This is a genomic window from Stenotrophomonas sp. pho, assembly GCF_006228405.1.
Taxonomy (GTDB): domain Bacteria; phylum Pseudomonadota; class Gammaproteobacteria; order Xanthomonadales; family Xanthomonadaceae; genus Stenotrophomonas; species Stenotrophomonas sepilia.
The window spans coordinates 1,154,373-1,179,169 of sequence record NZ_CP029759.1; the positions used below are offsets into that span (position 1 = coordinate 1,154,373).

General features: G+C 66.9%; 24 protein-coding genes and 3 pseudogenes. 10 read left to right on the forward strand and 17 right to left on the reverse strand.

Going from position 1 to position 24,797, the window contains the following annotated elements:
* Positions 1-78: 78 nt before the first annotated feature.
* The 3 genes from DL544_RS05405 (at position 79) to DL544_RS05415 (ending at position 5,740) form a co-directional block, all read left to right on the forward strand.
* Complete coding sequence (locus DL544_RS05405; RefSeq protein WP_049435318.1) at positions 79-2,043, forward strand: OPT family oligopeptide transporter; 1,965 nt, start codon at positions 79-81, stop codon at positions 2,041-2,043.
* A 233-nt stretch (positions 2,044-2,276) separates the two neighbouring features.
* On the forward strand, positions 2,277-4,355 hold the full coding sequence (locus DL544_RS05410; RefSeq protein WP_139726814.1) for an alpha/beta hydrolase family protein: 2,079 nt from the start codon (positions 2,277-2,279) through the stop codon (positions 4,353-4,355).
* A 140-nt stretch (positions 4,356-4,495) separates the two neighbouring features.
* Positions 4,496-5,740 (forward strand): DUF819 family protein, encoded by a 1,245-nt coding sequence (locus DL544_RS05415; protein ID WP_139726815.1) that lies wholly within the window; start codon positions 4,496-4,498, stop codon positions 5,738-5,740.
* Positions 5,741-5,803: 63 nt separating this feature from the next.
* On the opposite strand, the gene DL544_RS05420 is transcribed toward DL544_RS05415, so the two are convergent.
* The 5 genes from DL544_RS05420 to DL544_RS05440 are packed head-to-tail and all read right to left on the reverse strand — an operon-like array spanning position 5,804 to position 8,825.
* Complete coding sequence (locus tag DL544_RS05420) at positions 5,804-6,283, reverse strand: hypothetical protein (RefSeq protein ID WP_139726816.1); 480 nt, start codon at positions 6,281-6,283, stop codon at positions 5,804-5,806.
* Positions 6,284-6,329: 46 nt separating this feature from the next.
* Positions 6,330-6,590 (reverse strand): cell division topological specificity factor MinE, encoded by a 261-nt coding sequence (gene minE, locus DL544_RS05425; protein ID WP_005408532.1) that lies wholly within the window; start codon positions 6,588-6,590, stop codon positions 6,330-6,332.
* A gap of 2 nt (positions 6,591-6,592) precedes the next feature.
* On the reverse strand, positions 6,593-7,402 hold the full coding sequence (minD, locus tag DL544_RS05430; RefSeq protein WP_005415682.1) for a septum site-determining protein MinD: 810 nt from the start codon (positions 7,400-7,402) through the stop codon (positions 6,593-6,595).
* A 35-nt stretch (positions 7,403-7,437) separates the two neighbouring features.
* A complete protein-coding gene (gene minC, locus DL544_RS05435) occupies positions 7,438-8,283 on the reverse strand; it encodes a septum site-determining protein MinC (RefSeq protein WP_049413254.1) in 846 nt (281 codons plus the stop codon).
* Entirely contained in the window at positions 8,229-8,825 is a 597-nt protein-coding gene (locus tag DL544_RS05440; protein WP_005415684.1) for a GNAT family N-acetyltransferase, read from the reverse strand. Before DL544_RS05440 ends, minC begins: the two co-directional genes overlap by 55 nt.
* 151 nt (positions 8,826-8,976) lie before the next feature.
* Between DL544_RS05440 and DL544_RS05445 the strand changes: the two are divergent.
* The 4 genes and pseudogenes from DL544_RS05445 (at position 8,977) to DL544_RS05460 (ending at position 12,596) form a co-directional block, all read left to right on the forward strand.
* Positions 8,977-10,172 (forward strand): annotated as a pseudogene (locus DL544_RS05445) (sensor histidine kinase).
* Entirely contained in the window at positions 10,172-10,813 is a 642-nt protein-coding gene (locus tag DL544_RS05450) for a response regulator (protein WP_006424175.1), read from the forward strand. Before DL544_RS05445 ends, DL544_RS05450 begins: the two are co-directional and overlap by 1 nt.
* A gap of 233 nt (positions 10,814-11,046) precedes the next feature.
* Positions 11,047-12,120 (forward strand): polyketide cyclase, encoded by a 1,074-nt coding sequence (locus tag DL544_RS05455; RefSeq protein WP_005415686.1) that lies wholly within the window; start codon positions 11,047-11,049, stop codon positions 12,118-12,120.
* Positions 12,121-12,224: 104 nt separating this feature from the next.
* Complete coding sequence (locus tag DL544_RS05460; RefSeq protein ID WP_005415687.1) at positions 12,225-12,596, forward strand: DUF423 domain-containing protein; 372 nt, start codon at positions 12,225-12,227, stop codon at positions 12,594-12,596.
* Positions 12,597-13,005: 409 nt separating this feature from the next.
* Here DL544_RS05460 and DL544_RS05465 read toward each other — a convergent pair whose 3' ends face one another.
* From DL544_RS05465 to DL544_RS05485, 5 genes and pseudogenes are all read right to left on the reverse strand, one after another.
* Positions 13,006-13,815 carry a M15 family metallopeptidase gene (locus DL544_RS05465; protein ID WP_139726817.1) on the reverse strand — a complete coding sequence of 270 codons (810 nt, stop codon included), beginning with the start codon at positions 13,813-13,815 and terminating at the stop codon, positions 13,006-13,008.
* A gap of 9 nt (positions 13,816-13,824) precedes the next feature.
* Complete coding sequence (locus tag DL544_RS05470) at positions 13,825-14,418, reverse strand: PH domain-containing protein (protein ID WP_065178115.1); 594 nt, start codon at positions 14,416-14,418, stop codon at positions 13,825-13,827.
* Between the two features lie 3 nt (positions 14,419-14,421).
* Complete coding sequence (locus tag DL544_RS05475; RefSeq protein WP_005415690.1) at positions 14,422-14,601, reverse strand: DUF4177 domain-containing protein; 180 nt, start codon at positions 14,599-14,601, stop codon at positions 14,422-14,424.
* Complete coding sequence (locus tag DL544_RS05480; RefSeq protein ID WP_065178114.1) at positions 14,598-14,777, reverse strand: type II toxin-antitoxin system antitoxin; 180 nt, start codon at positions 14,775-14,777, stop codon at positions 14,598-14,600. Before DL544_RS05480 ends, DL544_RS05475 begins: the two co-directional genes overlap by 4 nt.
* Positions 14,778-14,822: 45 nt before the next feature.
* Positions 14,823-15,703: pseudogene (locus tag DL544_RS05485) on the reverse strand (SPFH domain-containing protein).
* 137 nt (positions 15,704-15,840) lie between these two features.
* Between DL544_RS05485 and purT the strand changes: the two are divergent.
* On the forward strand, positions 15,841-17,028 hold the full coding sequence (gene purT, locus DL544_RS05490) for a formate-dependent phosphoribosylglycinamide formyltransferase (protein WP_139726818.1): 1,188 nt from the start codon (positions 15,841-15,843) through the stop codon (positions 17,026-17,028).
* An 85-nt stretch (positions 17,029-17,113) separates the two neighbouring features.
* On the opposite strand, the gene DL544_RS05495 is transcribed toward purT, so the two are convergent.
* Entirely contained in the window at positions 17,114-18,319 is a 1,206-nt protein-coding gene (locus DL544_RS05495; protein ID WP_139726819.1) for an endonuclease/exonuclease/phosphatase family protein, read from the reverse strand.
* 37 nt (positions 18,320-18,356) lie between these two features.
* Positions 18,357-19,112: an arginyltransferase gene (locus DL544_RS05500; protein WP_065178112.1), complete on the reverse strand. Its 756-nt coding sequence runs from the start codon at positions 19,110-19,112 to the stop codon at positions 18,357-18,359.
* Between the two features lie 156 nt (positions 19,113-19,268).
* Here DL544_RS05500 and DL544_RS05505 point away from each other — a divergent pair, with 156 nt between their 5' ends.
* Positions 19,269-19,829: an EF-hand domain-containing protein gene (locus tag DL544_RS05505; RefSeq protein WP_139726820.1), complete on the forward strand. Its 561-nt coding sequence runs from the start codon at positions 19,269-19,271 to the stop codon at positions 19,827-19,829.
* A gap of 59 nt (positions 19,830-19,888) precedes the next feature.
* On the opposite strand, the pseudogene DL544_RS05510 reads toward DL544_RS05505, so the two are convergent.
* The 4 genes and pseudogenes from DL544_RS05510 to DL544_RS05525 form a co-directional block, all read right to left on the reverse strand.
* Positions 19,889-21,105 (reverse strand): annotated as a pseudogene (locus DL544_RS05510) (RNA polymerase sigma factor).
* Positions 21,106-21,218: 113 nt separating this feature from the next.
* Positions 21,219-21,713 (reverse strand): pathogenicity-like protein, encoded by a 495-nt coding sequence (locus DL544_RS05515; protein WP_139726821.1) that lies wholly within the window; start codon positions 21,711-21,713, stop codon positions 21,219-21,221.
* Between the two features lie 3 nt (positions 21,714-21,716).
* Positions 21,717-22,637: an acyl-CoA thioesterase II gene (tesB, locus tag DL544_RS05520; protein WP_005408551.1), complete on the reverse strand. Its 921-nt coding sequence runs from the start codon at positions 22,635-22,637 to the stop codon at positions 21,717-21,719.
* 87 nt (positions 22,638-22,724) lie between these two features.
* Positions 22,725-23,501, reverse strand: a complete 777-nt coding sequence (locus DL544_RS05525; RefSeq protein WP_005415699.1) for an enoyl-CoA hydratase/isomerase family protein — start codon at positions 23,499-23,501, stop codon at positions 22,725-22,727.
* A 34-nt stretch (positions 23,502-23,535) separates the two neighbouring features.
* Here DL544_RS05525 and DL544_RS05530 point away from each other — a divergent pair, with 34 nt between their 5' ends.
* Entirely contained in the window at positions 23,536-23,982 is a 447-nt protein-coding gene (locus DL544_RS05530) for a copper chaperone PCu(A)C (RefSeq protein WP_065178108.1), read from the forward strand.
* A 73-nt stretch (positions 23,983-24,055) separates the two neighbouring features.
* Here the strand turns inward: DL544_RS05530 and DL544_RS05535 are convergent, their stop codons facing one another.
* Positions 24,056-24,781, reverse strand: a complete 726-nt coding sequence (locus DL544_RS05535; RefSeq protein ID WP_065196549.1) for an enolase — start codon at positions 24,779-24,781, stop codon at positions 24,056-24,058.
* Positions 24,782-24,797: the final 16 nt, after the last annotated feature.

Sequence of the window (24,797 nt, forward strand, 5' to 3'; positions counted from 1 at the left end):
GCCCCATCCTTTGGCACGCTGGACTTGATCTGTCCTGAACGCTAGCGTGACAGGGATTTTTTGCCAGCAGGGGCTTCCATGAACCACGACGCTGCGCCCAAGCAGCTCACCTTCCGCGCAGTGGCCCTGGCCATCGTGCTGGCGGTGGTGCTGTCGGCCGCAAACGCCTACCTCGGCCTGTTCGCAGGCCTGACCATCGCCACCGCCATTCCCGCCGCGGTGATTTCCATGGGCGTGCTGCGCCTGCTGGGCGGTGGCTCCATCCTTGAAAACAACATCGTGCAGACCGGCGCCTCGGCCGGCTCGTCGATCGCCGCCGGTGTGATCTTCACCATCCCGGCGCTGGTGATCATGGGCTACTGGCCGGACTTCAAGTACTGGTGGGTGCTGGGCATCGCCGGCCTGGGCGGCCTGCTGGGCGTGCTGTTCTCGGTGCCGCTGCGCCGTTCGATGATCGTTGAAGACCCGCTGCCGTTCCCGGAAGGCAAGGCGGCGGCGGAAGTGCTCAAGGCCGGTGAGAACCCGGGTCCGGGCCTGAAGATCCTCGGCCTGTCGGCGGTGATCGGCGCGTTCGTCAAGCTGGCTGCGGAGAGCGGCATGCGCCTGATCCCGGACGCCTGGGCCACCTCGGCCTATGTCGGCAGCTCCAAGGTCACCGCCTTCATCGGCACCAACCTGTCGCCTGCACTGCTGGGCGTGGGCTACATCGTCGGCCTCAACGTCGGCATCGTGGTGGTATCCGGCTCGATCCTGACCTGGCACATCGCCATTCCGATCTACCAGGCGTTCTTCATGAACACCGATCCGGCATTGGCCGCGTCGGTTGCTGCGGCTTCCTCCACCGAGGCCGCGTTCGCCATCTGGGGCGCGAAGATGCGCTACCTGGGCGTTGGTGCGATGCTGATCGGTGGCATCTGGACCCTGATCTCGCTGCGCAAGTCGCTGCTCAACGGCGTCAAGAGCGGTTTCGCCGCGGCCCGCAAGAGTGGTGGCCCGGTGCTGGCGCATACCGAGCGCGACCTGCCGATGAAGTGGATGCTGGTCGCCCTGGTGGCGTTCGTGCTGCCGCTGCTGGCCCTGTATCAGGCCATCGTCGGCCAGTGGCACGTGTCGATCCCGATGACCCTCATCATGATCGTCGCCGGCTTCCTGTTCGTCTCGGTCTCGGCCTACCTGGCCGGCCTGATCGGTTCGTCCAACAATCCGGTCTCGGGCATCACCATCTCCACCATCCTGTTCGCCTCGGCCGTGCTGGTCGTGCTGCTGGGCGCTGACGGCCTCAAGCCGGTCGGTGCCGGCGGGGCGCCGCTGGGCGCGGTGGCCGCGATCATGATTGGTGCGGTGGTGTGCTGTGCCGCTGCGGTCGGTGGTGACAACCTGCAGGACCTCAAGGCCGGTTACATCGTCGGTGCCACCCCGTGGAAGCAGCAGCTGATGCTGGGCATCGGTGCGTTCTCGTGCGCGCTGATCATGGCCCCGGTACTGAACCTGCTGGCCACTGCCTACGGCATCGGCGTGAAGTCCGAGCTGCACCCGAACGCGCTGGCTGCGCCGCAGGCCAACCTGATGGCCTCGGTGGCCAAGGGCCTGTTCGGTGGTGAACTGCCGTGGACCTTCATCGGCATCGGTGCTGTGGTCGGCGCTGCCATCATCGCCTTCGACAGCTGGCTGAAGTCGCGCAACGCGCGCTTCCGCGTGCCGGTGCTGGCTGCCGCCATCGGCATCTACCTGCCGCTGGAACTGATGGTGCCGATCTTCCTCGGCGGCCTGATCGCCCATCTGGTCGAGCGCTTCCACAAGGTGCGCGCCGATGACGAAGAAGGCCGCGACCGCGTGCACAAGCCGGGCGTGCTGTTTGCCGCCGGCCTGATCACCGGTGAGGCACTGATGGGCATCGCCATCGCGATTCCGATCGTGGTCAGCAGCCGCGCCGACGTGCTGGCGGTGCCGTTCCACCTGCCGGGCGCACAGTGGATCGGCCTGGCCGTGCTGTTCCTGGTCGGCTGGCTGATCTACCGCACCGGCAAGTACGCCAAGGCGTAAGCAATGGGGTCGGACGCCTTCCCGCAGGGAAGGGCTCCGACCCCGCGCTGACGGCGTCTGGGGTCAGAGCCGATTCCGCCGGAATCGGATCCGACCCCGGCGTCCCCACAAACCCCGCTTCGGCGGGGTTTGCTGTTTCTGGCGATTGCCCGCCTGCAGCCATGACCGATGGCCTTGGCAGCCCCGGCCATGCGGGCCTACCATCGGTTTTTTGCCGTCCTGCGGAGACCCCGATGAAACTGCGTCATGCCCTGCTGCCACTGAGCCTGCTGGCCGCCCTGCCCAGCGTCGCCGCTGCCCGTGGCCTGGAAGTCCGCGACATGGTGGCCATGGACCGCGTCTCCGCGCCGGTATTGACCGCTGACGGCGGCACCGTGGTGTTCGCCAAGCGCAGCGTGGATGCCAATCTCAAGGCCTCCACCGCGCTGTACGCGCGCAACCTGCGCACCCGCGACGCAGCGCCGCCGAAGCAGATCACCCCGGCCGGCTGGAACGTCAATTCCGCTTCGCTGTCGGCCGATGGCCAGACCGTGTATTTCCTCAGTGCCAGGAACGGCAGCCAGCAGCTGTACGCGCAGCCGATCAGCGGCGGCACCCCGCGCCAGCTGACCGACTTCCCGGTCGACGTGGACAGCTACCGTGTGTCGCCGCAGGACGACCGCGTGTTGTTCAGCGCCGGCGTGTTCCAGGCCTGCGCCTCGGACCTGGCCTGCACCGAGAAGAAGCTGAAGGAAAAGAAGGACGCCAAAGCCAGCGGCCAGGTGTGGGATTCGCTGTTCGTGCGCCATTGGGACACCTGGAACGACGGTCGCCGCAACACCCTGTTCGTCGCTCCGCTGCCGGCAGCCAAGGCCGGTGCAGTCAAGGGCGCTTCGGCGCTGAGCGCGACCATCGATGGTGATGCGCCGTCCAAGCCGTTCGGCGGCAATGACGACTTCGTTTGGTCGCCGGACGGCGCCAGCGTGGTGGCCAGCATCCGCGTGGCCGGCAAGCAGGAGCCGTGGTCGACCAACTTCGACCTGTACCGCTTCGACGCCGCCGGCAAGCAGGCGCCGGTCAACCTGACGGCCTCCAACCCGGCCTGGGATGCCGGCCCGGTGTTCAGTGCCGACGGCAAGACGCTGTTCTACCGCGCGATGAAGCGCCCGGGCTTCGAGGCCGACCGCTTCGGCCTGATGGCGATGGACGTTGCCAGCGGCAAGACCCGCGAGATTGCCCCGCGGTGGGATCGTTCGGCCGGTGGCATCACCCTGTCCGCCGACGGCGCCAGCATCTACACCACCGCCGACGACCTCGGCGAACACCCGCTGTTCCAGATCGACGTGGCCAGCGGCAAGGCCACCAAGCTGATCGGCGACGGCAGCGTGACCGCGGTCGACGTGGCCGGCAACAGCGTGGCGATCACCCGCAACAGCCTGAAGAGCAACGACCAGGTGCTGGTCGGCCTGCTGCCGGCCGCGGGCGAAGCCATCGGCGAACTGCGCGCGCTGACCCCGGCCGCAGGCGAGGTGCTGAAGGACGTGTCCTTCGGCGACTACGAGCAGTTCGAGTTCAAGGGCTGGAACAACGACACCGTGCACGGCTACGTGGTCAAGCCGCACAACTACCAGGAAGGCAAGTCCTACCCGGTGGCGTTCCTGATCCACGGCGGCCCGCAGGGCAGCTTCGGCAATGGCTGGAGCTACCGCTGGAACCCGCAGACCTACGCGGGCCAGGGCTACGCGGTGGTGATGATCGACTTCCACGGCTCCACCGGCTATGGCCAGGCATTCACCGATGCGATCAGCCAGCACTGGGGCGACCGCCCGCTGGAAGACCTGCAGAAGGGCTGGGATGCGGCACTGAAGAAGTATTCCTTCCTCAACGGTGACAAGGCCTGCGCGCTGGGCGCCAGCTACGGCGGCTTCATGGTCAACTGGATCGCCGGCAACTGGAACGGCCCGTTCAAGTGCCTGGTCAACCACGACGGCGTGTTCGACCAGCGCATGATGGGCTACGCCACCGAAGAACTGTGGTTCACCGAGTGGGAGCAGGGCGGCACGCCGTACCAGAAGGCCGCCAACTACGAGAAGTTCAACCCGGTCAACCACGTGGCGGACTGGAAGAAGCCGATCCTGGTCATCCACGGCCAGCAGGACTTCCGCATTCCGGTCGAGCAGGGCCTGGCCGCGTTCACCGCCGCCCAGCGCCAGGGCATCGAATCGAAGTTCCTGTACTTCCCGGATGAAAACCACTGGGTGCTGAAGCCGAACAACAGCATCCTGTGGCATGACACCGTCAATGCCTGGCTGAAGCAGCACATCGGCAATTGATGATTGCAGCGCCGCCCTTCGGGGCGGCGCTTTTGTTTCACCCTCTGCTTTACCGGTGGGTGCCGACCGTTGGTCGGTGCACCTTCCGGATCTGCCGCCAACAGCAGCCGGCCAGCGGCCGGCTCTACCAGAGCGCCTGCATGCCTTCGACTGCCCTGATCCAGAACGACATCGTCGTCTTCGGTTTGATCGCCGCCACCCTTGGCGCCGTGTTCTGGACCGCCTCGCGAGAGCAGGGCCTGTGGAAGCGCGTCTACACCTTCGTGCCGGCCCTGCTGCTGTGTTACCTGATTCCCGGCATCTACAACACCGTGGGCCTGATCGACGGGCAGAACACCCGGCTCTACAACCCGATCGCGCGCGACATCCTGCTGCCGGCGGCGCTGATCCTGCTGACCCTTGCGGTCGACATCAAGGGCATCCTGCGGCTTGGCCCGAAGCTGGTGCTGATGTACCTGGGTGCCTCGGCCAGCATCATGCTCGGTGCGGTGGTGGCGTTCCTGCTGATGCGTGTCGTGCATCCGGAAACCGTGGCCGGAGACACCTGGGCCGGCATGGCCGCGCTGGCGGGCAGCTGGATCGGCGGCGGCGCCAACATGCTGGCGATGCGTGAAGTGTTCGACGTCAATGCGACCACCTTCGGACAGTTCGCGGTGGTCGACGTCGGGGTCGGCTACGTATGGATGGCCGCGCTGATCTTCCTGGCCGGGCGCGCGGCGAAGATCGACGCGCGCAGTGGCGCCGATACCTCGGCCATCGATGAGCTGAAGGAGCGCATCGCGCGCTTCCAGGCCGAACACGAACGCATTCCCAGCCTGACCGACCTGATGCTGATCGTGGCGGTGGCCTTCGGCGGTGTCGGCCTGGCTCACGCCATTGGCGCACCGCTGGCGGCGTGGTTCAAGGCGAATGTCAGCTGGGCTGCGCAGTTCAGCCTGGACGCGCCGTTCGTGTGGGTGGTGGTGCTGTCGACCACGCTCGGCCTCAGCCTGAGTTTCACCCGTGCGCGCAACCTGGAAGGCGCGGGCGCATCGCGCCTGGGCTCGCTGCTGCTGTACTTCCTGATCGCCTGCATCGGCATGCAGATGGATCTGCTGGCGCTGCTGGACCGCCCGTGGCTGTTCCTGCTGGGCATCATCTGGATCAGCGTGCACATCGTGCTGCTGTGGTGCCTGGGCAAGCTGCTGAAGGTACCGTTCTTCTATTTCGCCATCGGTTCGCAGTCGAACATCGGTGGCCCAGCCTCGGCGCCGGTGGTGGCCGCGGCGTTCCATCCGGCCCTGGCGCCGGTCGGCGTGCTGCTGGGGACGATGGGCTATGCCACCGGCACGTACCTGGCCTACATCGTCGGCATCACCCTGCGCGCGCTGGCCGGGCAGGGCTGATACGGTGATGGGGTCAGATCCCTTTTGCGACGCAAAAAGGATCTGACCCCGATTCCCGGTGAATCACGCCACCGGCAAGCCGCGTTCGATCAACCACGCCTTCGCGTCTTCGGCGTCCTGTTCAAACCACGCCTGGGTAGATCCCAGCCGATACGTATATCCCCACGCATCCATGTCGGCCATCAGCCGCTGGCTGCCGACACCGGGCAGCTGCCCGGCCAGCACGATCTGCAGGTAGCAGGTCGCGTCTTCCTCGGCCACCGAGTCGGTGGCATCGGTGTGCACCTGCGCACGCCGTTCCGGCGGCAGTACGATCAGGTGGCAGGCCTCATGCAGCATCGAGTGCACGGGCGTGTCATCGCGTACGTACACGTTGCTGGCGATGATGCCGGCCTCTGGCTCGCCCCAGTAACTGCCGGGAATCGGTTCGCCGGGCGCCACGTGGTGCAGCCGAAGGCCATGCGCGGCGAGCAGGCGATGCGCGTCGGCGAAGGCGATGTCGCCCACGCAGGTGATGTCCACGGCGGTTGTCGTATCGGTCATGCGGGTCAGACAGCCCCGCCCATGCAGGCACGGGCGGGGCAGGGGATCAGGGCTTGTCCGGACCTTCGGGCAGCGCCACGGAAATGTCCAGCACGTCGTGCTGGCCATCCTTTACCAGGTCGACCTTCACCGCATCGACGTCGATGTTCACGTACTTCTTGATCACTTCCAGCAGCTCGCGCTGCAGCAGCGGCAGGTAGTCCGGGCCACCACGGTGGCTGCGTTCCTGCGCGATGATGATCTGCAGGCGGTTCTTGGCGGTTTCGGCGGTGGTCTTCTTCGCTTTGAGGAAATCAAACAGGCCCATGCTTACCCTCCGAACAGCTTGCTGAAGAAGCCCTTCTTCTCGACGTTGGTAAAGCGCATCGGGCGTTCTTCGCCGAGGATGCGCGCGACGGCGTCTTCATAGGCCTGGCCGGCAGCGGATTCGACATCCAGGATGACCGGCTCGCCCTTGTTGGAGGCGTTGAGCACGTCGCCCGATTCCGGAATCACGCCGATCGCCTTCAGGCCGAGCACTTCCTCGACGTCGGCGATGCTCAGCATCTCGCCGCTTTCCACGCGCAGCGGGGTGTAGCGGGTCAGCAGCAGGAAGGCCGGCACGTCCTGGCCGGACTCGGCCTTGTGGGTCTTCGAGTCGAGCAGGCCGATGATGCGGTCGGAGTCGCGCACCGACGACACTTCCGGGTTCACCACCACCACCGCACGATCGGCGAAATACATCGCCAGGAAGGCACCCTTCTCGATGCCGGCCGGGGAGTCGCAGATGATGTAGTCGAAACCGTCGGCGGCCAGGTCCTTCAGGACCTTGCCCACGCCTTCCTGGGTCAGTGCGTCCTTGTCGCGGGTCTGCGAGGCGGCCAGCACGTACAGGTTGTCAAAGCGCTTGTCCTTGATCAGGGCCTGCTTGAGGGTGGCTTCGCCGTGCACGACGTTGACGAAGTCATACACCACGCGGCGTTCGCAGCCCATGATCAGGTCGAGGTTGCGCAGGCCGACGTCGAAGTCGATCACCGCCACCTTCTTGCCGCGCCGCGCCAGGCCGCAGGCCAGGCTCGCGCTGGAAGTGGTCTTGCCGACGCCGCCCTTGCCGGAGGTGACTACGATGATTTCAGCCAAAGGACTTCTCCTGATGATTCTGTTTGGGGGCTGCGTCAGTCCAGCGCAGCGATCTTGATCTGGTCCTGTTCCAGCCAGACCTGCACGGCCTTGCCGCGCAGGTTGTCCGGGACATCGTCCAGTACCTTGTAATGGCCTGCAATGGCGACCAGTTCCGCATGGAAATCACGGCAGAAAATGCGTGCCGCAGTGTTGCCCTGGGCCCCTGCCAGCGCGCGGCCGCGCAGGGTGCCGTAGATGTGGATGCTGCCATCGGCAATGACCTCGGCGCCGGCGCCGACGGTGGCCATCACGGTCAGGTCGCAGTTCTCCGCGTACAGCTGCTGGCCCGAACGCACGTTGCCCAGCTGCATGCGGCCCGGCTTTGGTGCAGCCGCGTCGGCCACCTTGGCCACCGGCGTTGCCGGGGCCGGCTTCGGTTCGGCACGGGCTGCGCGGCGCGGCTCCGGTGCAGGCGGCGGCGGGGCCGGTTCGGCCTCGGCACGCTCGTACTGCGCTCGGAACTTGGCCAGCAGCGGCAGGCCGAGCTGCTGCGAGAGCAGGTCGATCGCGCTGGTGCCATAGGCAAGCGCCACCGGCAGCACGCCGGCGCTGCGCAGGCCATCGACCAGCGCCTGCGCGGTGGCCACATCCGGCACCTGGCTCAGGCCGCCGAAGTCGAGGATCACCGCGGCGCGGCCGAACAGCTTCGGGGCGCGGGTCACGCGCTCGCGCATTTCCTGCACGAGGCGTTCGACATCAAGGGTACGGATGCGCAGGTTGGCGATGCCCACCTGGCCGATCTTCAGTTCACCGGCCTGTTCGTAATCGAAATTCACCGCCACGCTCAGGTCCCCGTCGGCCGCTGTGCCTGCGCCGGCAGCTGCCGTGCGCGTGTCCATGCCACATCCGGCAGCTTGCCGCCGTAGGTCTCCTTGACCCAGGGGTAGCTGCACAGTTCCTTGGCCAGCATGCTGGCGCGCACATCGACCTGCGGCATCGTGTTCTGGCCCAGCTCGCGGAAGCCGAAGCTGCCGTGGAAGAGCAGGGCGGCATCGGCGCCATGGTCGAGGAAGACTTCGCAGGTCATCTGCGGGTAGCGCAGTTCGGCGAAGCTCTGCGCGTCGGCATAGAACGCACGGCCGACGCCGCCGCCACGACGGCGGCTGGCGACCACAATGCGGTCGATATAGAAGAACGGGGTGTCCAGCTGCTGCTTGAACCAGGCGAAATTGCTGCTGTCGTGCTGGCTGTCGCTGCCAAAGCCGATCAGGAAGCCGGCCAGGTTGCCGTCGCGCTCGGCGACGCGGAAGTATTCAGCGGTTTCATAGAACAGGCGCAGGCGGGCCGCATCCAGGGGAAGGATGGCCAAGCCAGCATTGTTGTTCAAAGCCAGGACGGAATCGAGCTCGTGCTCGCGCACGTCGCGGATGACAATCGACATTGTGACTCCGTGGGGTAACGCGGTTGGTCCATCAAGGGACCCTGCGCACGATTATTGCATGCCCGGGGTGGGCTGCGGCATGAACAGGCGACTGCAGGGGCATGACTTCCGTGGGAGTGCGCGACGCAGGCCGGGCCCGTAGAGTGCTGGCATGTTGGGAGTCCTCAGCCATACCCGCGTCCTCCGCCTGGCCGGCCTGTTCACCTGGGTCATGGTCGGCCTGCCGCTGGCGTACTCGCAGTTCGAGAACCTGCACAGCCGCGCTGACATGGGCGGCTGGGCGATCCTGCTGTTCGTCGCCTACCTGTCCTTCGGCACGGCCTACTACTGGCTGACCCGCATCCTGCGCAGCGACAGCCACACCAGCTGGCTGGACCGCAGCCTGCTGCTGTTGCTGACGGTCTCGGCGCTGGGGGTCAGCTTCCTCAGCGGGTCGGGCCTGGGCAGCATCCTGATGATGGTGGCCGCCGGGGTCATTCCGTGGATGCTGTCGGTACGGCTGGGGTGCTGTGGCTGCTGGTCAGCCAGCTGGCCGTGGCTCCGGTCTATTACCTGCTGCTGCGCTTCCCGCTGTTCGAAGCGGTGATGCAGTCGCTGCTGTATGGCGGCTTCTCCATGTTCATCTTCGTGACCAGCCTGGTCGCGCGGCAGCAGACCGAGGCCCGCGACGAGCAGCGCCGGCTCAATTCAGAGCTGCGCGCCACCCGCGCCCTGCTGGCCGAGAGCGCGCGGGTCAACGAGCGCACCCGCATTTCGCGCGAACTGCATGACCTGCTGGGCCACCAGCTGACCGCGCTGACCCTGAACCTGGAGGTCGCCGGGCACCTGGCCGAGGGCCAGGCCCTGGATCACGTGAAGCGCTCGCACGCGCTGGCCAAGCTGTTGCTGGGCAACGTGCGCGAGGTCGTGAGCCAGCTGCGCGAGACCGGCGCGATCGATCTGGCCGCGGCCCTGCGCCCGCTGACCGAGAACGTGCCCTCGCTGGACATCCAGCTGGAGATCGAGGATCCGCTGAACGTGGAGGACCCGCAGCGGGCCCACGTACTGCTGCGCTGCACCCAGGAGATCATCACCAACGCGGTGCGCCATGCCAGTGCCCGCCACCTGTGGATCAAGGTGTACCGTGAAGCCCCCGATCGGGTGGTGGTCGAGGCCCGCGACGACGGTGTCGGCGCGGATATGGTCAATGTGGGCAATGGCTTGCGCGGCATGCGCGAGCGCCTGCAACAATGTGGTGGCCAGCTGCAGATCGAAACCCGCCCCGGTGAGGGTTTCCGGCTGCGGGCGACGGTGCCGGCAACGGTGCTGGTGGCGGCCCTTACCAAGGTTCCTGAAGGAGTGCGTTGATGATTCGCGTCTGCCTGGTCGACGACCAAACCCTGGTGCGGCAGGGAATCCGCTCCCTGCTGGCGCTCGACGACGGCATCGAGGTGGTGGCCGAGGCCGGCGACGGCCGGCAGGCGGTCGAGCTGATCCCCCAGGTACGCCCCGACGTGGTGCTGATGGACATGCGCATGCCGGTGATGTCGGGGCTGGAGGCCCTGCAGGTGCTGTCGAGGCAGGAACAGCTGCCGCCGACCATCATCCTCACTACCTTCGACGACGATCAGCTGGTGCTGGCCGGGCTCAAGGCCGGTGCCAAGGGCTACCTGCTCAAGGACGTCACCCTGGCACAGCTGGTCGGTGCCATCCGCACCGTGGCCGACGGGGGATCGCTGGTGCAGCCGGCGGTAACCCAGCGCCTGCTGTCCGGCCTGGAGCACATGCGCAATGAATTCGTCAGCCTGGACCGCCCGGACCCGCTGACCGACCGCGAGACCGAGATCCTGCGGCTGATGGCCAGTGGCTTCTCCAACAAGGAGATCGCCAATTCGCTGGGCGTCGCCGAGGGCACCATCAAGAACCACGTGTCCAACATCCTTTCCAAGCTGGGTGTGCGCGACCGTACGCGTGCCGTATTGAAGGCCTTCGAACTCCAGCTGGTATAAGAAAAATCTTTCAAGTACAAAGACTTGGGTCGTGGCCGGGGGTTCCGCCAGGGTTGACCCCTACTTGCCGGGTAGCGGTATGCGTTACCCTTCGAATCCTTTGTCCATACAAATACGCAGCCGGCAGGGAAACCGGTGCGCCAATCCCGATAAACAATGCCCGCGAAGCCTGCTAGGATTGGCGCTTCGCTTCAATCAACCCGGCCGTGGGATCGGCCCCGGAGACTCTCTGAATGACCCGTATTATCGAGTTCCTGATCGCCTTGGGGATCGTGGCTGGCCTGTTCGTCATCATTGGCGTATGTCTGCCGGGCGAGCGTCACATCACCGAAAGCATCGAGACCAACCGCAAGATGACGATCGTGTACGACACGGTCAGCAGCCTGCGCCGCTTCAAGGACTGGAACCCGCTGGTACTGCGCGATCCCGCCGTTGACCTGAAGCTGTCCGGCCCGGCCTCGGGTGTCGGTGCCACCCTCGACTTCACCTCCAAGGACCTGGGTACCGGTTCCTGGAAGATCACCGAAGCCGAAGAGAACAAGCGTGTTGTGATCGCCATCGAGGACGCCACCAAGGGTCACGACAAGGTCACCACCTTCAACCTGGAGCCGACCGGCAAGGGCGGTCGCAACGTCAAGATCACCCAGGACTACTCGGTGAAGTACGGCTTCGACCTGTTCGGCCGTTACGCCGGCCTGTATGTCAGCCGCCAGATCGGCGACGACATCAAGATGGGTCTGTCGCGCATGGCCAACATGCTCGCAACCGTGCCGAACGTGGACTACCGCACGCCGGAAGCCCCGCTGACCGACCTGGCCATCGTTGAAGTGCCGGCCGAGAACCTGCTGGTGGTCAACGCCGGCAACGTGGACCGCGGTCAGGACACCATCACCAAGTCCATCAAGGACAACCAGGAGTGGATCAAGCGCGTGATGGAGGCCAATGGCCTTGAAGCTGCCGGTCCGTTCCGCATCATCACCACCGACTTCGGCCAGGAGAAGTACGCCTTCGACATTGCCCAGCCGGTGAAGAAGAAGGGTGCCGAAGGTGCTGCTGCCGACGAGCTGACCGTCAAGATCGACGGCGGCGCTCCGGTCAAGTACGTGCACGTTGCTCCGCACCGTTCGGCGCATGCGGCCTACACCGGCCACATGGCGGGTCTGGACGTGGCGCGCAACGGCCTGCGTGCCTGGGCCGTGACCTCGGGCAACGAAGTCATCGACCGTCCGTACGAAACCTGGAAGGACGGCATCGACAAGTCGTTCACCCCGGAAGGTACCTACGACATCTACTGGGCCGTCAAGTAATCCCCGGCTGAGCCATGTAGTGTTGGACACGAAAACGCGCCGCTCATTGCGGCGCGTTTTTTTTCATCCGGCGCCCGGCAAGGGGCGCTGCGCAAGGAGCCCTCATGTTCAATCTGGAACGTCGCGCACGTAAGCCTTCCCTGCTGGCCTGCCTCGGGGCGCTGTTGGCTGCCGTCTCGATCGGCCTGTCTGCCTATGCATCGCATGGCGTGGCCGACCCGTTGGCGCAGCAGCATCTGAACATGGCGGCGCTGTATGCGTTCGCGCATGGCGCGGTGCTGGTCGCGCTTGGGCCGCGCGCGCAGGGGGTGATCGCACACCTGGCGCTGTACGTGCTGCTGCTGGGGGTCCTGCTGTTTTCCGGCAGCCTGGTGGGTGGGGCGTTGTGGCAGTGGCCGACACGGATGGCGCCGATCGGTGGCACCAGCATGATGGCCGGGTGGGTATTGCTGGCGATCAATGCGTTGAGGCGGTGAGGGTCGCAGGGCTGTCGCTCCGATCCATGCCGATGCGATCGTGATGGTTCATGGGCGTTACTTTTCTTTTCGCGCGAAAAGAAAAGTAACCAAAAGAAACGCGCCGCCGGCCGCGAGCCGGTGCTGTGCACCGGTCCCCTGTGCTCCTCGGCCCGTCGAGGGGCGGTGCGGAGAGCAGCCGAGCATGGCTCGGCTCTACAGAATCGCAAGCACCTCTTCGCCCTCGCCGGACCTGCGGTGCTCGGCTCGCTTGAAGGCGGACCCAACAGCCGCGCGCTGATCCCTTATAGAGACTTCGAGCGAAGCGACCGGCTTCTGTCTTTGCCTTCTTGTTCCATCTCGTGGTGGGCGCGCGCGGAATCCGCCCGGACAGCTCCATGAATTTCGCCCTGCGGCCGTCACGAGGGGCTCAGCCGTTGGCCGGTCTCCAGCACCAGTGCCAGGGTTCGTAGACGATGCCGTGCGGGTTGTCGCGCGGGTAGCTCAACCGGAAGCCGTGCCCAGCGGCATGGGCCTGCAGCCAGGCGAACGCGTCGGTGGCTTCAAATGATTCCTCGGCCGGGGCATCGCCCGGCGTACCGATGTCCAGCGCGTGGCCGCTGTGGTGTTCACTGAACCCCGGCGCGGCATTCACCTTCAGGATCTCCGTCACGCTCAGCCCGCGTGCCAGCTTCCGTTCGAAGATGCCCAACTGGTAGGCATGGCTGCGGAAGCCGGAGATTGCATCCAGTGCGATGCCATCCTGCGCGGCGTGCAGGCGCATCCGTCGCCAGCCCTGCGCGGCGCCACGGCGCAGCCACAACGGGCGGCCGAAGCGGTCGCGGCCAGCGAAGTGCAGCAGGCACGGTTCGGGTTCCAGCGGCAGGCCACTGTCGTCGGCATAGCGCTGGGCATCCAGGCCGAGCTGCTGCAGGCGCTGCTGCAGCCCGGCGAGGGGCAGCCACTGCGCTTCCAGATTTGCACCGAACGGCCGGGCCGCGGCTGCATCCAGCAAGGCCAGTGCTTCCTCGGCCCCGGGCTCGCGCGCCAGGCGCGGCACCATGGCGTGCACGCCGTGTTCCACCACCGCCGCCAGGTAACGGCCATCGCACTTGCGCCACAGCACCCAGTTCGCTCGTGACAGCAGGCGCGCGTCGAGATTGCTGCGCGCACGCAGCAGGCCGGCCGGCCACAACTCGATGGCTTCGGTATTGATCAGCAGGGGCAGGCGTCGTTGCATCGCCGCAGCTTACTGCCGCGGGCCCGGCACGGCCACCTTGCGCAGTGCTTCCAGCAGCGCCTGTGGCCGATCGAGACTGAGCAGCAGGGTGCTGCCATCGCGGACCGGCAGGGCGAGGACGCTCGCGCGGTTGGTGACCAGCGCGAAACCCTTGCCACCGCCCTGCAGGCGAAAGTGACCGGAATAGAAGCCCGGCATCGCGTAGCCGTTGGTCTTGAAGCGGATGCCATAGCGGGGGTCACGCTGCAGGTCGACCACCTCGGCCTGGTCCAGCCGCAACTGCGCCACCGGAACGCGGCGGCGGTACATCGTCGAACGCACGTCCAGCATGCCATCGGCCAGTTCCACCCGGCGGCGGAAGAATGCTGCGCCCAGCCCGATGCCTAGCGCTGCAATGACCAGCAGGCTCCAGGCGGCGCTGCCGCCCATCCGGAACCAGGGTGGCGACAGCGTTACTTCGATCCAGGGCGCCGTCGCCGGCGCCTTGTACAACTGCGCATACAGGCAGGCCACGAAGGCGGCGAGCAGGGGCAGCACGATCCACAGCACGCGCAACGGCGAGCTCTCGGCCACCTCGTACTGTTTCGGATCGCTGGCGCCCATGGCTCAGGCCTCCTTCTTGAACACCAGCATCGCCGGGCGCATCGGTGCGGGGATGATGATGTTGACCAGTTCCCAGCCCAGTTGGCCCTGGCGGCTCAGCTCGCTCTGGATGTCCTCGGCCTTGAGCAGGCCCATCATGGACGTCTTGACCTCGATCGTCTGGTAGCTCCAACGCTTGCTCATTCCTTGTCCTCCGAAGATGGCGTGGGTTTCGGCAGGCGTCCTGCCTTGCGCAGGGCGTCGCGCAGCACGTATTCGATCTGTGCGTTGAGGCTGCGCAGCTCGTCGTCAGCCCAGCGTTGCGCCGCGGCCAGGACCTCGGCGTTGATGCGCAGCGGATAGGCTTTCTTCTCACTCATGCAAGCTCCTGGCGGGGCGGTGGGGCGCCCCGTTGCGAGGGTGGTTCAGTACAGCGAACCGGCGTTGACGATCGGCTGGGTGCCGCGGTCCGAGCACAGCACGGTCAGCAGGTTGCTGACCATGTGCGCCTTGCGTTCCTCATCCAGCTGCACCACGCCGTTCTTCTGCAGTTCGGCCAGGGCCATTTCAACCATGCCGACCGCACCGGCCACGATGCGCGTGCGTGCAGCGATCACTGCGTTGGCCTGCTGCCGCTGCAGCATCGCCTGGGCGATTTCGGCGGCGTAGGCGAGGTGGCTGATGCGTGCGTCGATCACCTGCACGCCAGCGTCGGCCAGGCGTTCGGCCAGCTCGTTCTTCAGGTGCTGGGAGATCTCGCTGGCATGGCTGCGCAGCGCCAGCTGTCCCTCCTCGTGCTGGTCGTAGGGATAGCTGGTGGCCATCGCGCGCAACGCCGATTCGGACTGGATGTGCACGAAGCTCTCGTAGTCGTCCACGTTGTAGACGGCCTCGGAGGCATCGACCACCTGCCAGACGATGACCGCAGCAATCTCGATCGGGCTGCCGTCCAGCTCGTTGACCTTCAGCTTGCCGCTCTCGAAGTTGCGCACGCGCTGGCTGACCCGGCGCTTGGCATAGAAGGGGTTGTTCCAGCGCAGGCCGTTGTCCTTGACGGTGCCGACGTACTTGCCGAACAGGCTCAGCACCGCCGCCTGGTTGGGCTGGATGGTGTACAGGCCGGCCAGGATGAAGACCGCAGCGAAGATCACCAGCATGCCGGCCAGCATCAGCAGCAGGTTCGGTGAGCCGGAACCGGTCCTGGTCGTCGCCCGAGTACGAACAGTGCGGTACCCGCCAGCGCGACCAGCAGGGATCCGGCCAGGGTGCCCAGGCCGTTGAGGGAGGCAAGCGACTTCTCTTTCATGGCGGTACGTCCTTGAGGGTTCGAATTGAAGATATCAAATTGATATCATTTGTCGACTACCGTTCGTCGGATGCCATGGTCAGGGTGCGCGGCCAGCTAGAATGCCCACCCGCCTTCACGTCGCTGCTGGAACCGCCATGGCCAAGCTTGGAACTCCATTGTCCCCCTCCGCCACCCGCGTGCTGCTGCTGGGCTCGGGCGAACTCGGCAAGGAGGTGGCCATCGAGCTGCAGCGGCTGGGCGTGGAAGTGATCGCCGCTGACCGCTACGCCGATGCCCCGGCCATGCAGGTCGCCCACCGCTCGCACGTGATCGACATGCTCGATGCGATGGCGCTGCGCGCCCTGATCGCCCAGGAGCAGCCGCATCTGGTGGTGCCGGAGATCGAGGCCATCCATACCGAGACCCTGGTCCAGCTGGAGCAGGAGCAGGGCCTGCGGGTGATCCCGACTGCGCGCGCCGCACGCCTGACCATGGATCGCGAAGGCATCCGCCGCCTCGCCGCCGAAACCCTGGGCCTGCCGACCTCGCCCTACCGCTTCGTCGATACCGAGGCCGAATACCGCGCTGCCGTGGCTGCCATCGGCCTGCCGTGCGTGGTCAAGCCGGTGATGTCGTCCTCGGGCAAGGGCCAGAGCACCCTGCGCAGCGAAGCGGACATCGCTCCGGCCTGGGAGTACGCACAGACCGGTGGCCGTGCCGGTGCGGGCCGCTGCATCGTCGAAGGTTTCATCGATTTTGATTACGAGATCACCCTGCTGACCGTGCGCCACGCCGGCGGCACCTCATTCTGTGCGCCGATCGGCCACCTGCAGAAGGATGGCGATTACCGCGAAAGCTGGCAGCCGCAGCCGATGTCGAGCGCGGCACTGGCACGTGCCGAGGAGATCTCACGTGCGATCACCGACGACCTTGGCGGTTGGGGCCTGTTCGGCGTCGAGCTGTTCGTGAAGGGCGACGAAGTGTGGTTCAGCGAAGTGTCGCCGCGCCCGCACGATACCGGCCTGGTGACCCTGGTTTCGCAGGAACTGAGCGAGTTCGCGCTGCACGCGCGCGCGATCCTCGGCCTGCCGGTTCCGGTGATCCGCCAGAGTGGCCCGTCGGCGTCGTGCGCGCTGTTGGCACACGGCGAGGGTGTGCCGTACTTCAACAATGTCGCCGCCGCGCTGCAGGTACCGGATACCGCCGTGCGCCTGTTCGGCAAGCCGAGCGTGCATGGCCACCGCCGCGTCGGTGTGACCCTGGCGCGCGCGGAAACCATCGACGAAGCACGCGCCATCGCGCGTGATGCCGCCGACGCCATCGGCGTCGAGCTGCGCCCCTGAAAAAGGAGCGACGACCAACGGTCGTCGCCTACCGAAACCCGGTGGGTACCGACCGTTGGTCGGTACGCTCAACGTGCAGTCGACTCTACCGCACGTCCACCCACACCAGGTGGTGGTCGCTGCCGTCGGCGATCTTCGCTTCCGGGCTTTCATTGGCCGGCCAGAAGATGCCGCTGCCCACGTACTCGAAACCGGTCGAGGGAAGCACGTAGTCCAGGCGCATGGTGCCGGACTTCGGGCCGAAATCGCCGGTGGCGTGGAACGGTGCGCCCTTGCGTTCGATGCCCTTGGCCGCATAGGCCAGGCTGGTCTGCTCGCCGCCGACGCTGCGCGGGGTGGGGTAGCGCAGCACGCGCGCGTTCTCGATCAGCTCGACGATCGCCTCGTGGCGGCCATCGCCATCGACCGGGTCGTTGTTCAGATCGCCGAGGATCACGAAGCGCGCGTCCTGCGCCAAGCCGCCGCACTGGCCCTTGTCGTCGCACAGCCAGGGCTTCTCACCCTTGGACAGGTATTCCTGCCACAGGCGCAGTTCGTCGTGGTTGCGTGCCGCGTTGCGCTTTTCCGGGCCGTCGAACACCGGCGGCGTCGGATGCGAGACCAGCGCGTGCACCACGCCGGCCGGGGTCTTCACCGGCACGTCCCAATGCGACTTCGACGACAGGCGCAGCTGCGACCACACATGGTCGTTGTAGAAGCTCTGGCCGGTACGTGGGTCGACCGGGCGGATCGCGCCGGGCATCGCGCTCCACTTCAGCAGCTGGAAGCTGCGCACCTTGGCTTCGTCGATCGGGTAGCGCGACAGCACCAGCATGCCGTACTGGCCCGGGTGCAGGCCGTAGCCCCAGGCATCGTTGCCGCGGCTGCGGCCTTCGCCGCCGACCACGCCGTTGTTGTCCAGATCCAGGCCGCTGGGCACACCGGTGTTGACCGGCGCCAGGTAGCGGTAGGCAAAGTGCAGCGGCTTGCCGCCGCCGGGCTGGGCGACTTCCAGGTAGCGCTTCTGGAACAGGTCGGCGGCGCGATGGGCATCGTCGAAATCGAATTCATTCAGCAGTACCAGGTCCGGGCGCACCTGCTGCAGCACGGCGGCGATCTTGCGTGCGTGCTCGCTGTCGCCCTCCAGTTCCTTGATCAGGCCACCGGCATCATCGGAGTACAGCGAAGTGTTGTAGGTGGCCAGGCGCAGCGCAGTGGACGGCTTCTCAGTCATCGCGGGGGACGTGGCAAAGGCGGGGGCGGTGGCGCCGCAGAGCAGGGCCAGGGCGAGGATCAGGGGTTTGGCGTTCATCCCCCTATTCTGCACCCGGCCCGGTGTCAGCGGTTTGTCAGCGCCCGTCCAGTTCGTTGTCGAAATCGTGCCAGCAGCGGCCGTCGTAGGCCTCAAGGGGATGGAAGCGGCGCTTGTAGTCCATCTTCTGGTGCCCGCGGATCCAGTAGCCCAGGTACACGTGCGGCAACCCCTCGCGGCGCGCCCACTCGATCTGTTGGAGGATCGCGAAGGTACCCAGCCCGCGCGCGGCGTGGTCCGGGTCGAAGAACGTGTAGACCGCCGACAGGCCATGCTCGGTGACGTCGGTCACCGCCACCCCCAGCAACTGGCTGGGCTGGCCGTCGTGGCCGGGCAGGCGCATCTCCATGAAGCGGGTGTGCGACCAGCTGCCGATCAGGAACTGCTCGAACTCGTGCGGGCCATGGTCGTCCATGCCGCCATTGGCGTGGCGGTGGGTGAGGTAGCGGTGATACAGCGCGAACAGGTCGTCACGGGCGGTGGCGGCGGTGATCCGCACCTCCAGGTCGTCATTGCGGGCGGCACAGCGGCGCTGGCTGCGGTCCGGGGCGAAGCGGGCCACCGGGATGCGCACCGCCACGCAGGCCTGGCAGTGCGCGCAGTGCGGCCGGTAGACCAGATCACCGCTGCGGCGGAAGCCCCAGCTCAGTGCCAGCGGGTACAGGCCACCCAGCCGGCGATCGTGCGGATCCAGCACCAGGTCGCGCGCCACCCGGTCGGACCAGTACCCGCAGGGGTGCTCGCCGGTCTGGAAAAGCCGCAGTTCGTCGTCTCTATCGCCGTGTAGTGCCATGGGCACAGCATAGCCCCAGCCCGTCGCAGTGGCGGCGACTGTCCGGCGGATGAATGGAACCGGCCACGGCGTCAACCGATGTCGCGCCCGGGCGTTGTTGTCACTCGAGGGTGAAGTGATCACCCCGACGCAATTCCCATTCCCAGGAGTGACCCCATGATCCGTACCCCCCTGCTGCTGGCCCTGCTGCTCGGCACTTCCGCCTCCGGCATCGCGCTGGCGACCGACACCCCGGCCACGTCGGCGCAGCGCCCGGCCAAGCTGGACACCAATGGCGACGGCGTGATCGACCGCAGCGAGGCGGCTGCCAACCCGCGCCTGGCCGCGAAGTTCGACGAGCTGGACAGGAACAAGGACGGCAAGCTCTCGCGCGATGAGATGCCGCGCTGGCAGCATGGCCGCCGTGGCCACGGCGGTGAGCGCTGGGCCAGGCTGGACCTCAACAAGGACGGCCGCATCAGCCGCGACGAGGCCAAGGCCGACCCGCGCCTGGCCGCGCGCTTCGACCAGCTCGACCTCAACAAGGACGGTTACCTGGACAAGGCTGACCGCGAGCTGCGCATGAAGCAGCATCGTGATGCCTGGTTTGCTGCCGCCGACACCAACAAGGATGGCCAGCTGAGCAAGGCCGAGTTCGACGCGGCCAAGGGTCCGATGCACGGTGGCCCGCGCCAAGGCGGTCCGCGCGACGGCGGTGCACCGAAGTCGCAGCGCTGATTCATCGCGCGCTGACCGACCACGACGCCGGCGTACTGCCGGCGTCGTGCGTTGAGGCCCTAGCGGCCGCTGGAATGGGCCATGGCATACAGCACGACGCCCAGCACCACGATGTTCATGGCGATGATCCCGGTACGCCCATACAGCGATTCATACACCCAGTTGGTGCCGGTGCGCCCACGCCGCGACGAATCGCGCGCGATCAGCGGCGCCATGATCTGCTGCAGCGGTCCCAGGCACTGGTAGTTCACCAGACCCATGCCGAGCACCAGCACCAGCAGATGCACCCACGTCGGGGTCTGCAGCAGTACCACCGCCAGCACTGCCAGGCAGCAGGCCATGGCTGTCCAGGTGTTCATGCGCACAAAGCGCCAGACCCGCGCGCGTTCGGCATCGGTCTTGGCATAGGACAGCAGGAATCGACCGCCCAGGTAGCTGCCGATCACGCCGCCGGCAACGCCACCAGCGAACGCGCCCCAAGTGCTGGCCGGAATCATGTGCAGGTAGCCCAGGGTGGCGGTGACCGAGCCCATGGCTGTACCCCCGGCCACGCTGGCCCCGCCCAGGCCCAGCTTGCTGCTGCCCACGCCGACGCCGGCGCTCAGCAGGATCGCGGCACTGGCGGTGCCGGGTGCGGCCACCAGCACCATCGACACCACGGCGGTGGCGAAGGCGGCGCTCGGCGCGCTGCTGCGCGCGAACTCACCGAAGCGCTGCAGCAGGCCGTCGCGCACCAGCGCGCGGCGCGCGACAGGCGCTTGCGCACCGCAGCGTCGCTGAGCCCGAGCAGGTCGGCCACCTGTTGCGAGCGCTGGCCCTCGCGGTAGTACAGCAGCAGCACTTCGCGGCTGTCTGCGGGCAGGGCAGAGATGATCTCCTCGGCGGCGATCTCCTCTTCCACCCGCTGCAGGCGGTCGGCAGCACCCGGGGCGGGGTCGGCGGCCATGCCCATCGCCACCTCGGCCGCCTCGCCAGTCAGCGGGCGCCCGCGCTGGGCGCGCAGCCAGTCGCGGGCGAGGTTGCGGGTGATCTGCCGCAGCCACGGCAGGAAGCTGGTCGCGCTGCGCAGCTGGTGCAGCTGCTGCCAGCCCTTCACAAAGGCCTCCTGGGCGATGTCCTCGCTGGCCTGGCGGTCCCGGGTGATGGCCAGCGCGATGGCGGTGACCGTGTTCTGGCAGGCCAGCACGATGCGGCCGTAGGCGTGCTGGCAACCGCTGGCGGCGGCGGGCAGTTCACGTTCCAGGGTCTGGTCGATCGATACGGTGAACGTCGTCATGGCGGCGGCTCTCCTGCGGGGATTGTGTCCCGTGACGGAGCCGCGCGCGAAGTGTGACCAGCATTCTGTGCGGTAGTGCCGGCCGCTGGCCGGCATCCTCATTCACCCGCGAATCATTTCGAGGGCTGGATGCGGACCCGGACTTCTTCCTCTTCCGGCGCGGCCTGCGGGGCCGGTTGCGCCTGCTGCGGCTGGGCCTGCGGGGTGGGCACCGGGGCGCCGCGATGGCGCAGGCCGATCACCAGCGCCACGCCAGCGATCACCACCAGCAGCGCGATGCGGATGCGCCAGGCCCAGCTGCGGCCGCCGCTGCCCGGTTCCGGCGCGTCGCGGAAGGCGAATTCGGCGGTGGGGTGGTCACGGCGGGTAGTGTCGAGCAGGCGCGCTTCGCGCAGGATTTCGCGCGCGCGCGGCTGGTCGTCGGCACGCACGATCCATACCGCCGGATAGGCGTTGGCGTTGCCCAGGTCGGTATAACTGAACTGGCCGCGGCGACGGGTCTTGTACGAGCGCCCGTTGGTCACCTTGACGTCGATCCCATGCCCGCGCAGGAGCTCGGCCACGCCTTCGACGGTTTCCACGCGCTGGCTGCTGAAGATCTGGCGCATGGGTTACTCCTTGGCCGGCACGGCGGCGGCCGCGGCCTGGTCGGGAACCACGCGGATCAGGCCTTCCTGCGCAGTGCTGGCCACCAGCACGCCGTTGCGGGTGAAGAACTGGCCGCGGGCCAGGCCGCGCGAATCCTGCGCGCTGGGGCTGTCCAGCGAGTACAGCAGCCAGTCGTCGGCGCGGAACGGGCGGTGGAACCAGATTGCGTGGTCGAGCGAGGCCATCTGCACGTGCGGGTGGTAGTAGCTGATGCCGTGCGGGAAGGTCGCCGTGCCCAGCAGGTGGAAGTCGGAGGCATAGGCCAGCAGCGCCTGGTGCAGCTCCGGGGCATCGCCGACCGGCTCGCTCAGGCGCAGCCACACCTGGTGGTAGGGCGGGCGCTTGGGCGGGTTCAACTCGTCGCGCGGGTAGACGTGGCGGAACTCGAACGGGCCGCCACGCGACAGCCAGCGCTGCACCTTGATCGGCAGCCGCTCCAGCACTTCGGCCGGCAGCGGCCGGTTCGGTTCGATGTCTTCCGGCTGCGGCACTTCAGGCATCTTGTGCTGGTGCTCGGCGCCGGTCTCGGCCTGCTGGAACGAGGCCGCGCAGAAGAAGATCACCTTGCCGTGCTGGATCGCGGTGACCCGTCGCACCGAGAAGCTGCCGCCATCGCGGGTGCGGTCCACGTCGTAGACGATCGGGTGGTCGATGTTGCCGGCGCGCAGGAAGTAGGCGTGCAGCGAGTGCACGTGGCGGCCGTTGTCGACCGTGGCCTGCGCCGCAGCCAGGGCCTGGCCCAGCACCTGCCCACCGAACACGTACTTGGTGCCGATGTCGCGGCTCTGCCCGCGGAACAGGTTGTCCTCCAGCCGCTCCAGCGTGAGCAGGTCGATCAGCTCGGAGACGACGGGTTCGGGCGTGTCGTTCAAGGGGGCGGCCACAGCAGTGAAAGAGGGCCTGATTATACCGGTCAGGGGTCAGATCCCTTTCGCCCGGCGAAAGGGATCTGACCCCGGGCGGGGCAGCCGCTACTTGCCCAGGCGCGCCGCCAGGGCCTGCAGGGCGTTCTGCGCGTCCGGGGCGAACCAGGCCTCGACGAAACGGTCCAGCTGGATCAGGTCCGGGTGCAGCGCTTCGTGCAGGTCGGCGCGAGCGATGGCGCGGGTCAGCAGCATCGGCTGCCGAGGCTGCTTGAGCAGGTTCTGCAGCCAGGCCACGGCGCGGGCCACCACCAGGTCACCCTCAGCCAGCTCGTCGACCAGGCCGATCTGCAGCGCCTGTTCGGCCGGCACCAGCGAGCCGGTGGTCAGCAGCACGCCGGCGCGGTGCACGCCCACCGCACGGCGCAGCAGGCGCTGGATGCCCTCCGGCGCGATCAGGCCCACCTGCACCTCGTTCAGGCCGATGGCATACGGCCGCGACGGATCGGCGCTGCGCGCCATTACCCGGTAGTCGCAGCACAGGGCCAGCACGCAGCCGCCGGCCGGCGCGTGGCCGGTAATCGCTGCGACCACCGGGATGCGGCTCTCGGCCAGTGTGCGCACGGCGCCAAAGAAAGCGTTCCAGGTGTCCAGCAGCTTGTGCTTGTCATCGCCATGCGAGAGCAGGTGCGGCACGTCCATTCCACCGGTGAAGATGCGCTCGCTGCCCGACAGTACGATGCCGTGCGCGTCTTCGGCCATGGCCAGTTCGATGGCATGGATCAGCTGCCGGCACAGATCGGTGTCCAGTGCATTGACCGGCGGCCGCGCCAGGCGCAGTTCGCGGATGGGGCCGTGGTTGATCACCTCGATGAGCGTCGTCATGCTGCGGTCTCGTTGCGAAGAAGGAACCTGGGCGATGATAACCAAACCATTCGTTGGCGTACTGTGGGTGCTGTGTGCGGCCGCAGCATCGGCTTCGGCTGCGGAATCACGCTGCGTCACGGTGGAGCAGGGCTGGGCGCGGTTGCCACCGAATCCGGCGATGCCGATGACTGCCGGCTATGGCGTGATACACAACGGCTGCAGCAGGGCGGTGGTGATCACCGGTGCGACCAGCAGTAGTTTCGGCGACGTGTCGCTGCACGAGACCACGATCGTCGATGGCGTCAGCCGGATGCGCGCGATCGAGCGCCTGCCGCTGGCAGCCGGCGCGCGTGCCGAACTCAAGCCTGGTGGCCTGCACCTGATGCTGATGCAGGGCAAGGGCGCGCTGAAGGAAGGCCAGGCGCTGCCGTTGCGGCTGCAGCTGGAAGGCGGTGGCGAAGCGAGCGCGACGTTGACCGTCCGCAAGGCCGCGCCGTAGCGGGATGGTAGTGCCGGCCGCTGGCCGGCAAAAACAGGAAATGCCGGCCAGCGGCCGGCACTGCCGCAGGGTCTTACGACCAGTCGTACGAGAACAGCACCGTGCGGCTCACCGGCTCATACAGCATCACGATCGCGTCGGCGCCGGTGGCGCACCAGTTGTAGCCGGCGACTTCGGCGACGGCGAAGAACTTGTGGCCATCGCGGCGGATGATCGCCAGTTCGGCATCATCTGGAGCATGCCGGTCGTTGGCGGCGTCGGTGAATTCCAGGGTGAAGGCGGCAGGAATATCGGCCGTTTCGATCCAGTTGCCACAGGAAATCTGTCCCCCCAGCGTATCCAGATAATCGCGCTCGCTGGCATCACCCTTGCCGTAGCGCGAGTAGCAGGCGAGGCGGCCATGCATGGCGTGGTAGTCGCGGGCCTTGGCGTAGCTGTCGCGCATCTGCGCAATGTGTTCCTGCGCGTCCTTGTCCTGTAATGCATCGCCGATGAAATAGCCCTCGTTGCCGAGGAAGCGCATCTGGTTGCCGGCGGTCAGCTCGAAGGCGATCCAGTTGGTGGCGGTGAAATCGTTGTGGTGTTCTTCGGTGGTTTCGCCGATGCAGCCGTCGTACGGCTCGATCGGGCACAGCATCGTCGCCACCTGGCCGGCCAGTTCCGGGCGCAGCACACCGAGGTCGATCTTCAGCAGCGGCAGCAGATGCTGGCCGAGCCAGGCCTGGTCGGCGGGGAAGACGTCGGTGGGGAAGGGGACCATGCCGGGCAGCAGGTCGCTCAGTTCAGTCTGGTGGATCATGTCAGTCCTTTGAATT

Bases quoted from the DNA above. Each gene is read 5' to 3' on its own strand.
- minC (WP_049413254.1), bottom strand. From the start codon at position 8,283: ATGGACACGCGCACGGCAGCTGCCGGCGCAGGCACAGCGGCCGACGGG.
- DL544_RS05455 (WP_005415686.1), top strand. From the start codon at position 11,047: ATGACCCGTATTATCGAGTTCCTGATCGCCTTGGGGATCGTGGCTGGC.
- DL544_RS05535 (WP_065196549.1), bottom strand. From the start codon at position 24,781: ATGATCCACCAGACTGAACTGAGCGACCTGCTGCCCGGCATGGTCCCC.
- DL544_RS05465 (WP_139726817.1), bottom strand. From the start codon at position 13,815: ATGCAACGACGCCTGCCCCTGCTGATCAATACCGAAGCCATCGAGTTG.
- DL544_RS05505 (WP_139726820.1), top strand. From the start codon at position 19,269: ATGATCCGTACCCCCCTGCTGCTGGCCCTGCTGCTCGGCACTTCCGCC.
- DL544_RS05525 (WP_005415699.1), bottom strand. From the start codon at position 23,501: ATGACGACGCTCATCGAGGTGATCAACCACGGCCCCATCCGCGAACTG.
- DL544_RS05440 (WP_005415684.1), bottom strand. From the start codon at position 8,825: ATGTCGATTGTCATCCGCGACGTGCGCGAGCACGAGCTCGATTCCGTC.
- DL544_RS05470 (WP_065178115.1), bottom strand. From the start codon at position 14,418: ATGGGCGCCAGCGATCCGAAACAGTACGAGGTGGCCGAGAGCTCGCCG.
- DL544_RS05480 (WP_065178114.1), bottom strand. From the start codon at position 14,777: ATGAGTGAGAAGAAAGCCTATCCGCTGCGCATCAACGCCGAGGTCCTG.
- DL544_RS05415 (WP_139726815.1), top strand. From the start codon at position 4,496: ATGCCTTCGACTGCCCTGATCCAGAACGACATCGTCGTCTTCGGTTTG.
- DL544_RS05530 (WP_065178108.1), top strand. From the start codon at position 23,536: ATGATAACCAAACCATTCGTTGGCGTACTGTGGGTGCTGTGTGCGGCC.
- DL544_RS05475 (WP_005415690.1), bottom strand. From the start codon at position 14,601: ATGAGCAAGCGTTGGAGCTACCAGACGATCGAGGTCAAGACGTCCATG.
- minE (WP_005408532.1), bottom strand. From the start codon at position 6,590: ATGGGCCTGTTTGATTTCCTCAAAGCGAAGAAGACCACCGCCGAAACC.
- DL544_RS05500 (WP_065178112.1), bottom strand. From the start codon at position 19,112: ATGGCACTACACGGCGATAGAGACGACGAACTGCGGCTTTTCCAGACC.
- DL544_RS05410 (WP_139726814.1), top strand. From the start codon at position 2,277: ATGAAACTGCGTCATGCCCTGCTGCCACTGAGCCTGCTGGCCGCCCTG.
- DL544_RS05460 (WP_005415687.1), top strand. From the start codon at position 12,225: ATGTTCAATCTGGAACGTCGCGCACGTAAGCCTTCCCTGCTGGCCTGC.
- DL544_RS05450 (WP_006424175.1), top strand. From the start codon at position 10,172: ATGATTCGCGTCTGCCTGGTCGACGACCAAACCCTGGTGCGGCAGGGA.
- DL544_RS05405 (WP_049435318.1), top strand. From the start codon at position 79: ATGAACCACGACGCTGCGCCCAAGCAGCTCACCTTCCGCGCAGTGGCC.
- DL544_RS05495 (WP_139726819.1), bottom strand. From the start codon at position 18,319: ATGAACGCCAAACCCCTGATCCTCGCCCTGGCCCTGCTCTGCGGCGCC.
- DL544_RS05515 (WP_139726821.1), bottom strand. From the start codon at position 21,713: ATGCGCCAGATCTTCAGCAGCCAGCGCGTGGAAACCGTCGAAGGCGTG.
- DL544_RS05420 (WP_139726816.1), bottom strand. From the start codon at position 6,283: ATGACCGATACGACAACCGCCGTGGACATCACCTGCGTGGGCGACATC.
- purT (WP_139726818.1), top strand. From the start codon at position 15,841: ATGGCCAAGCTTGGAACTCCATTGTCCCCCTCCGCCACCCGCGTGCTG.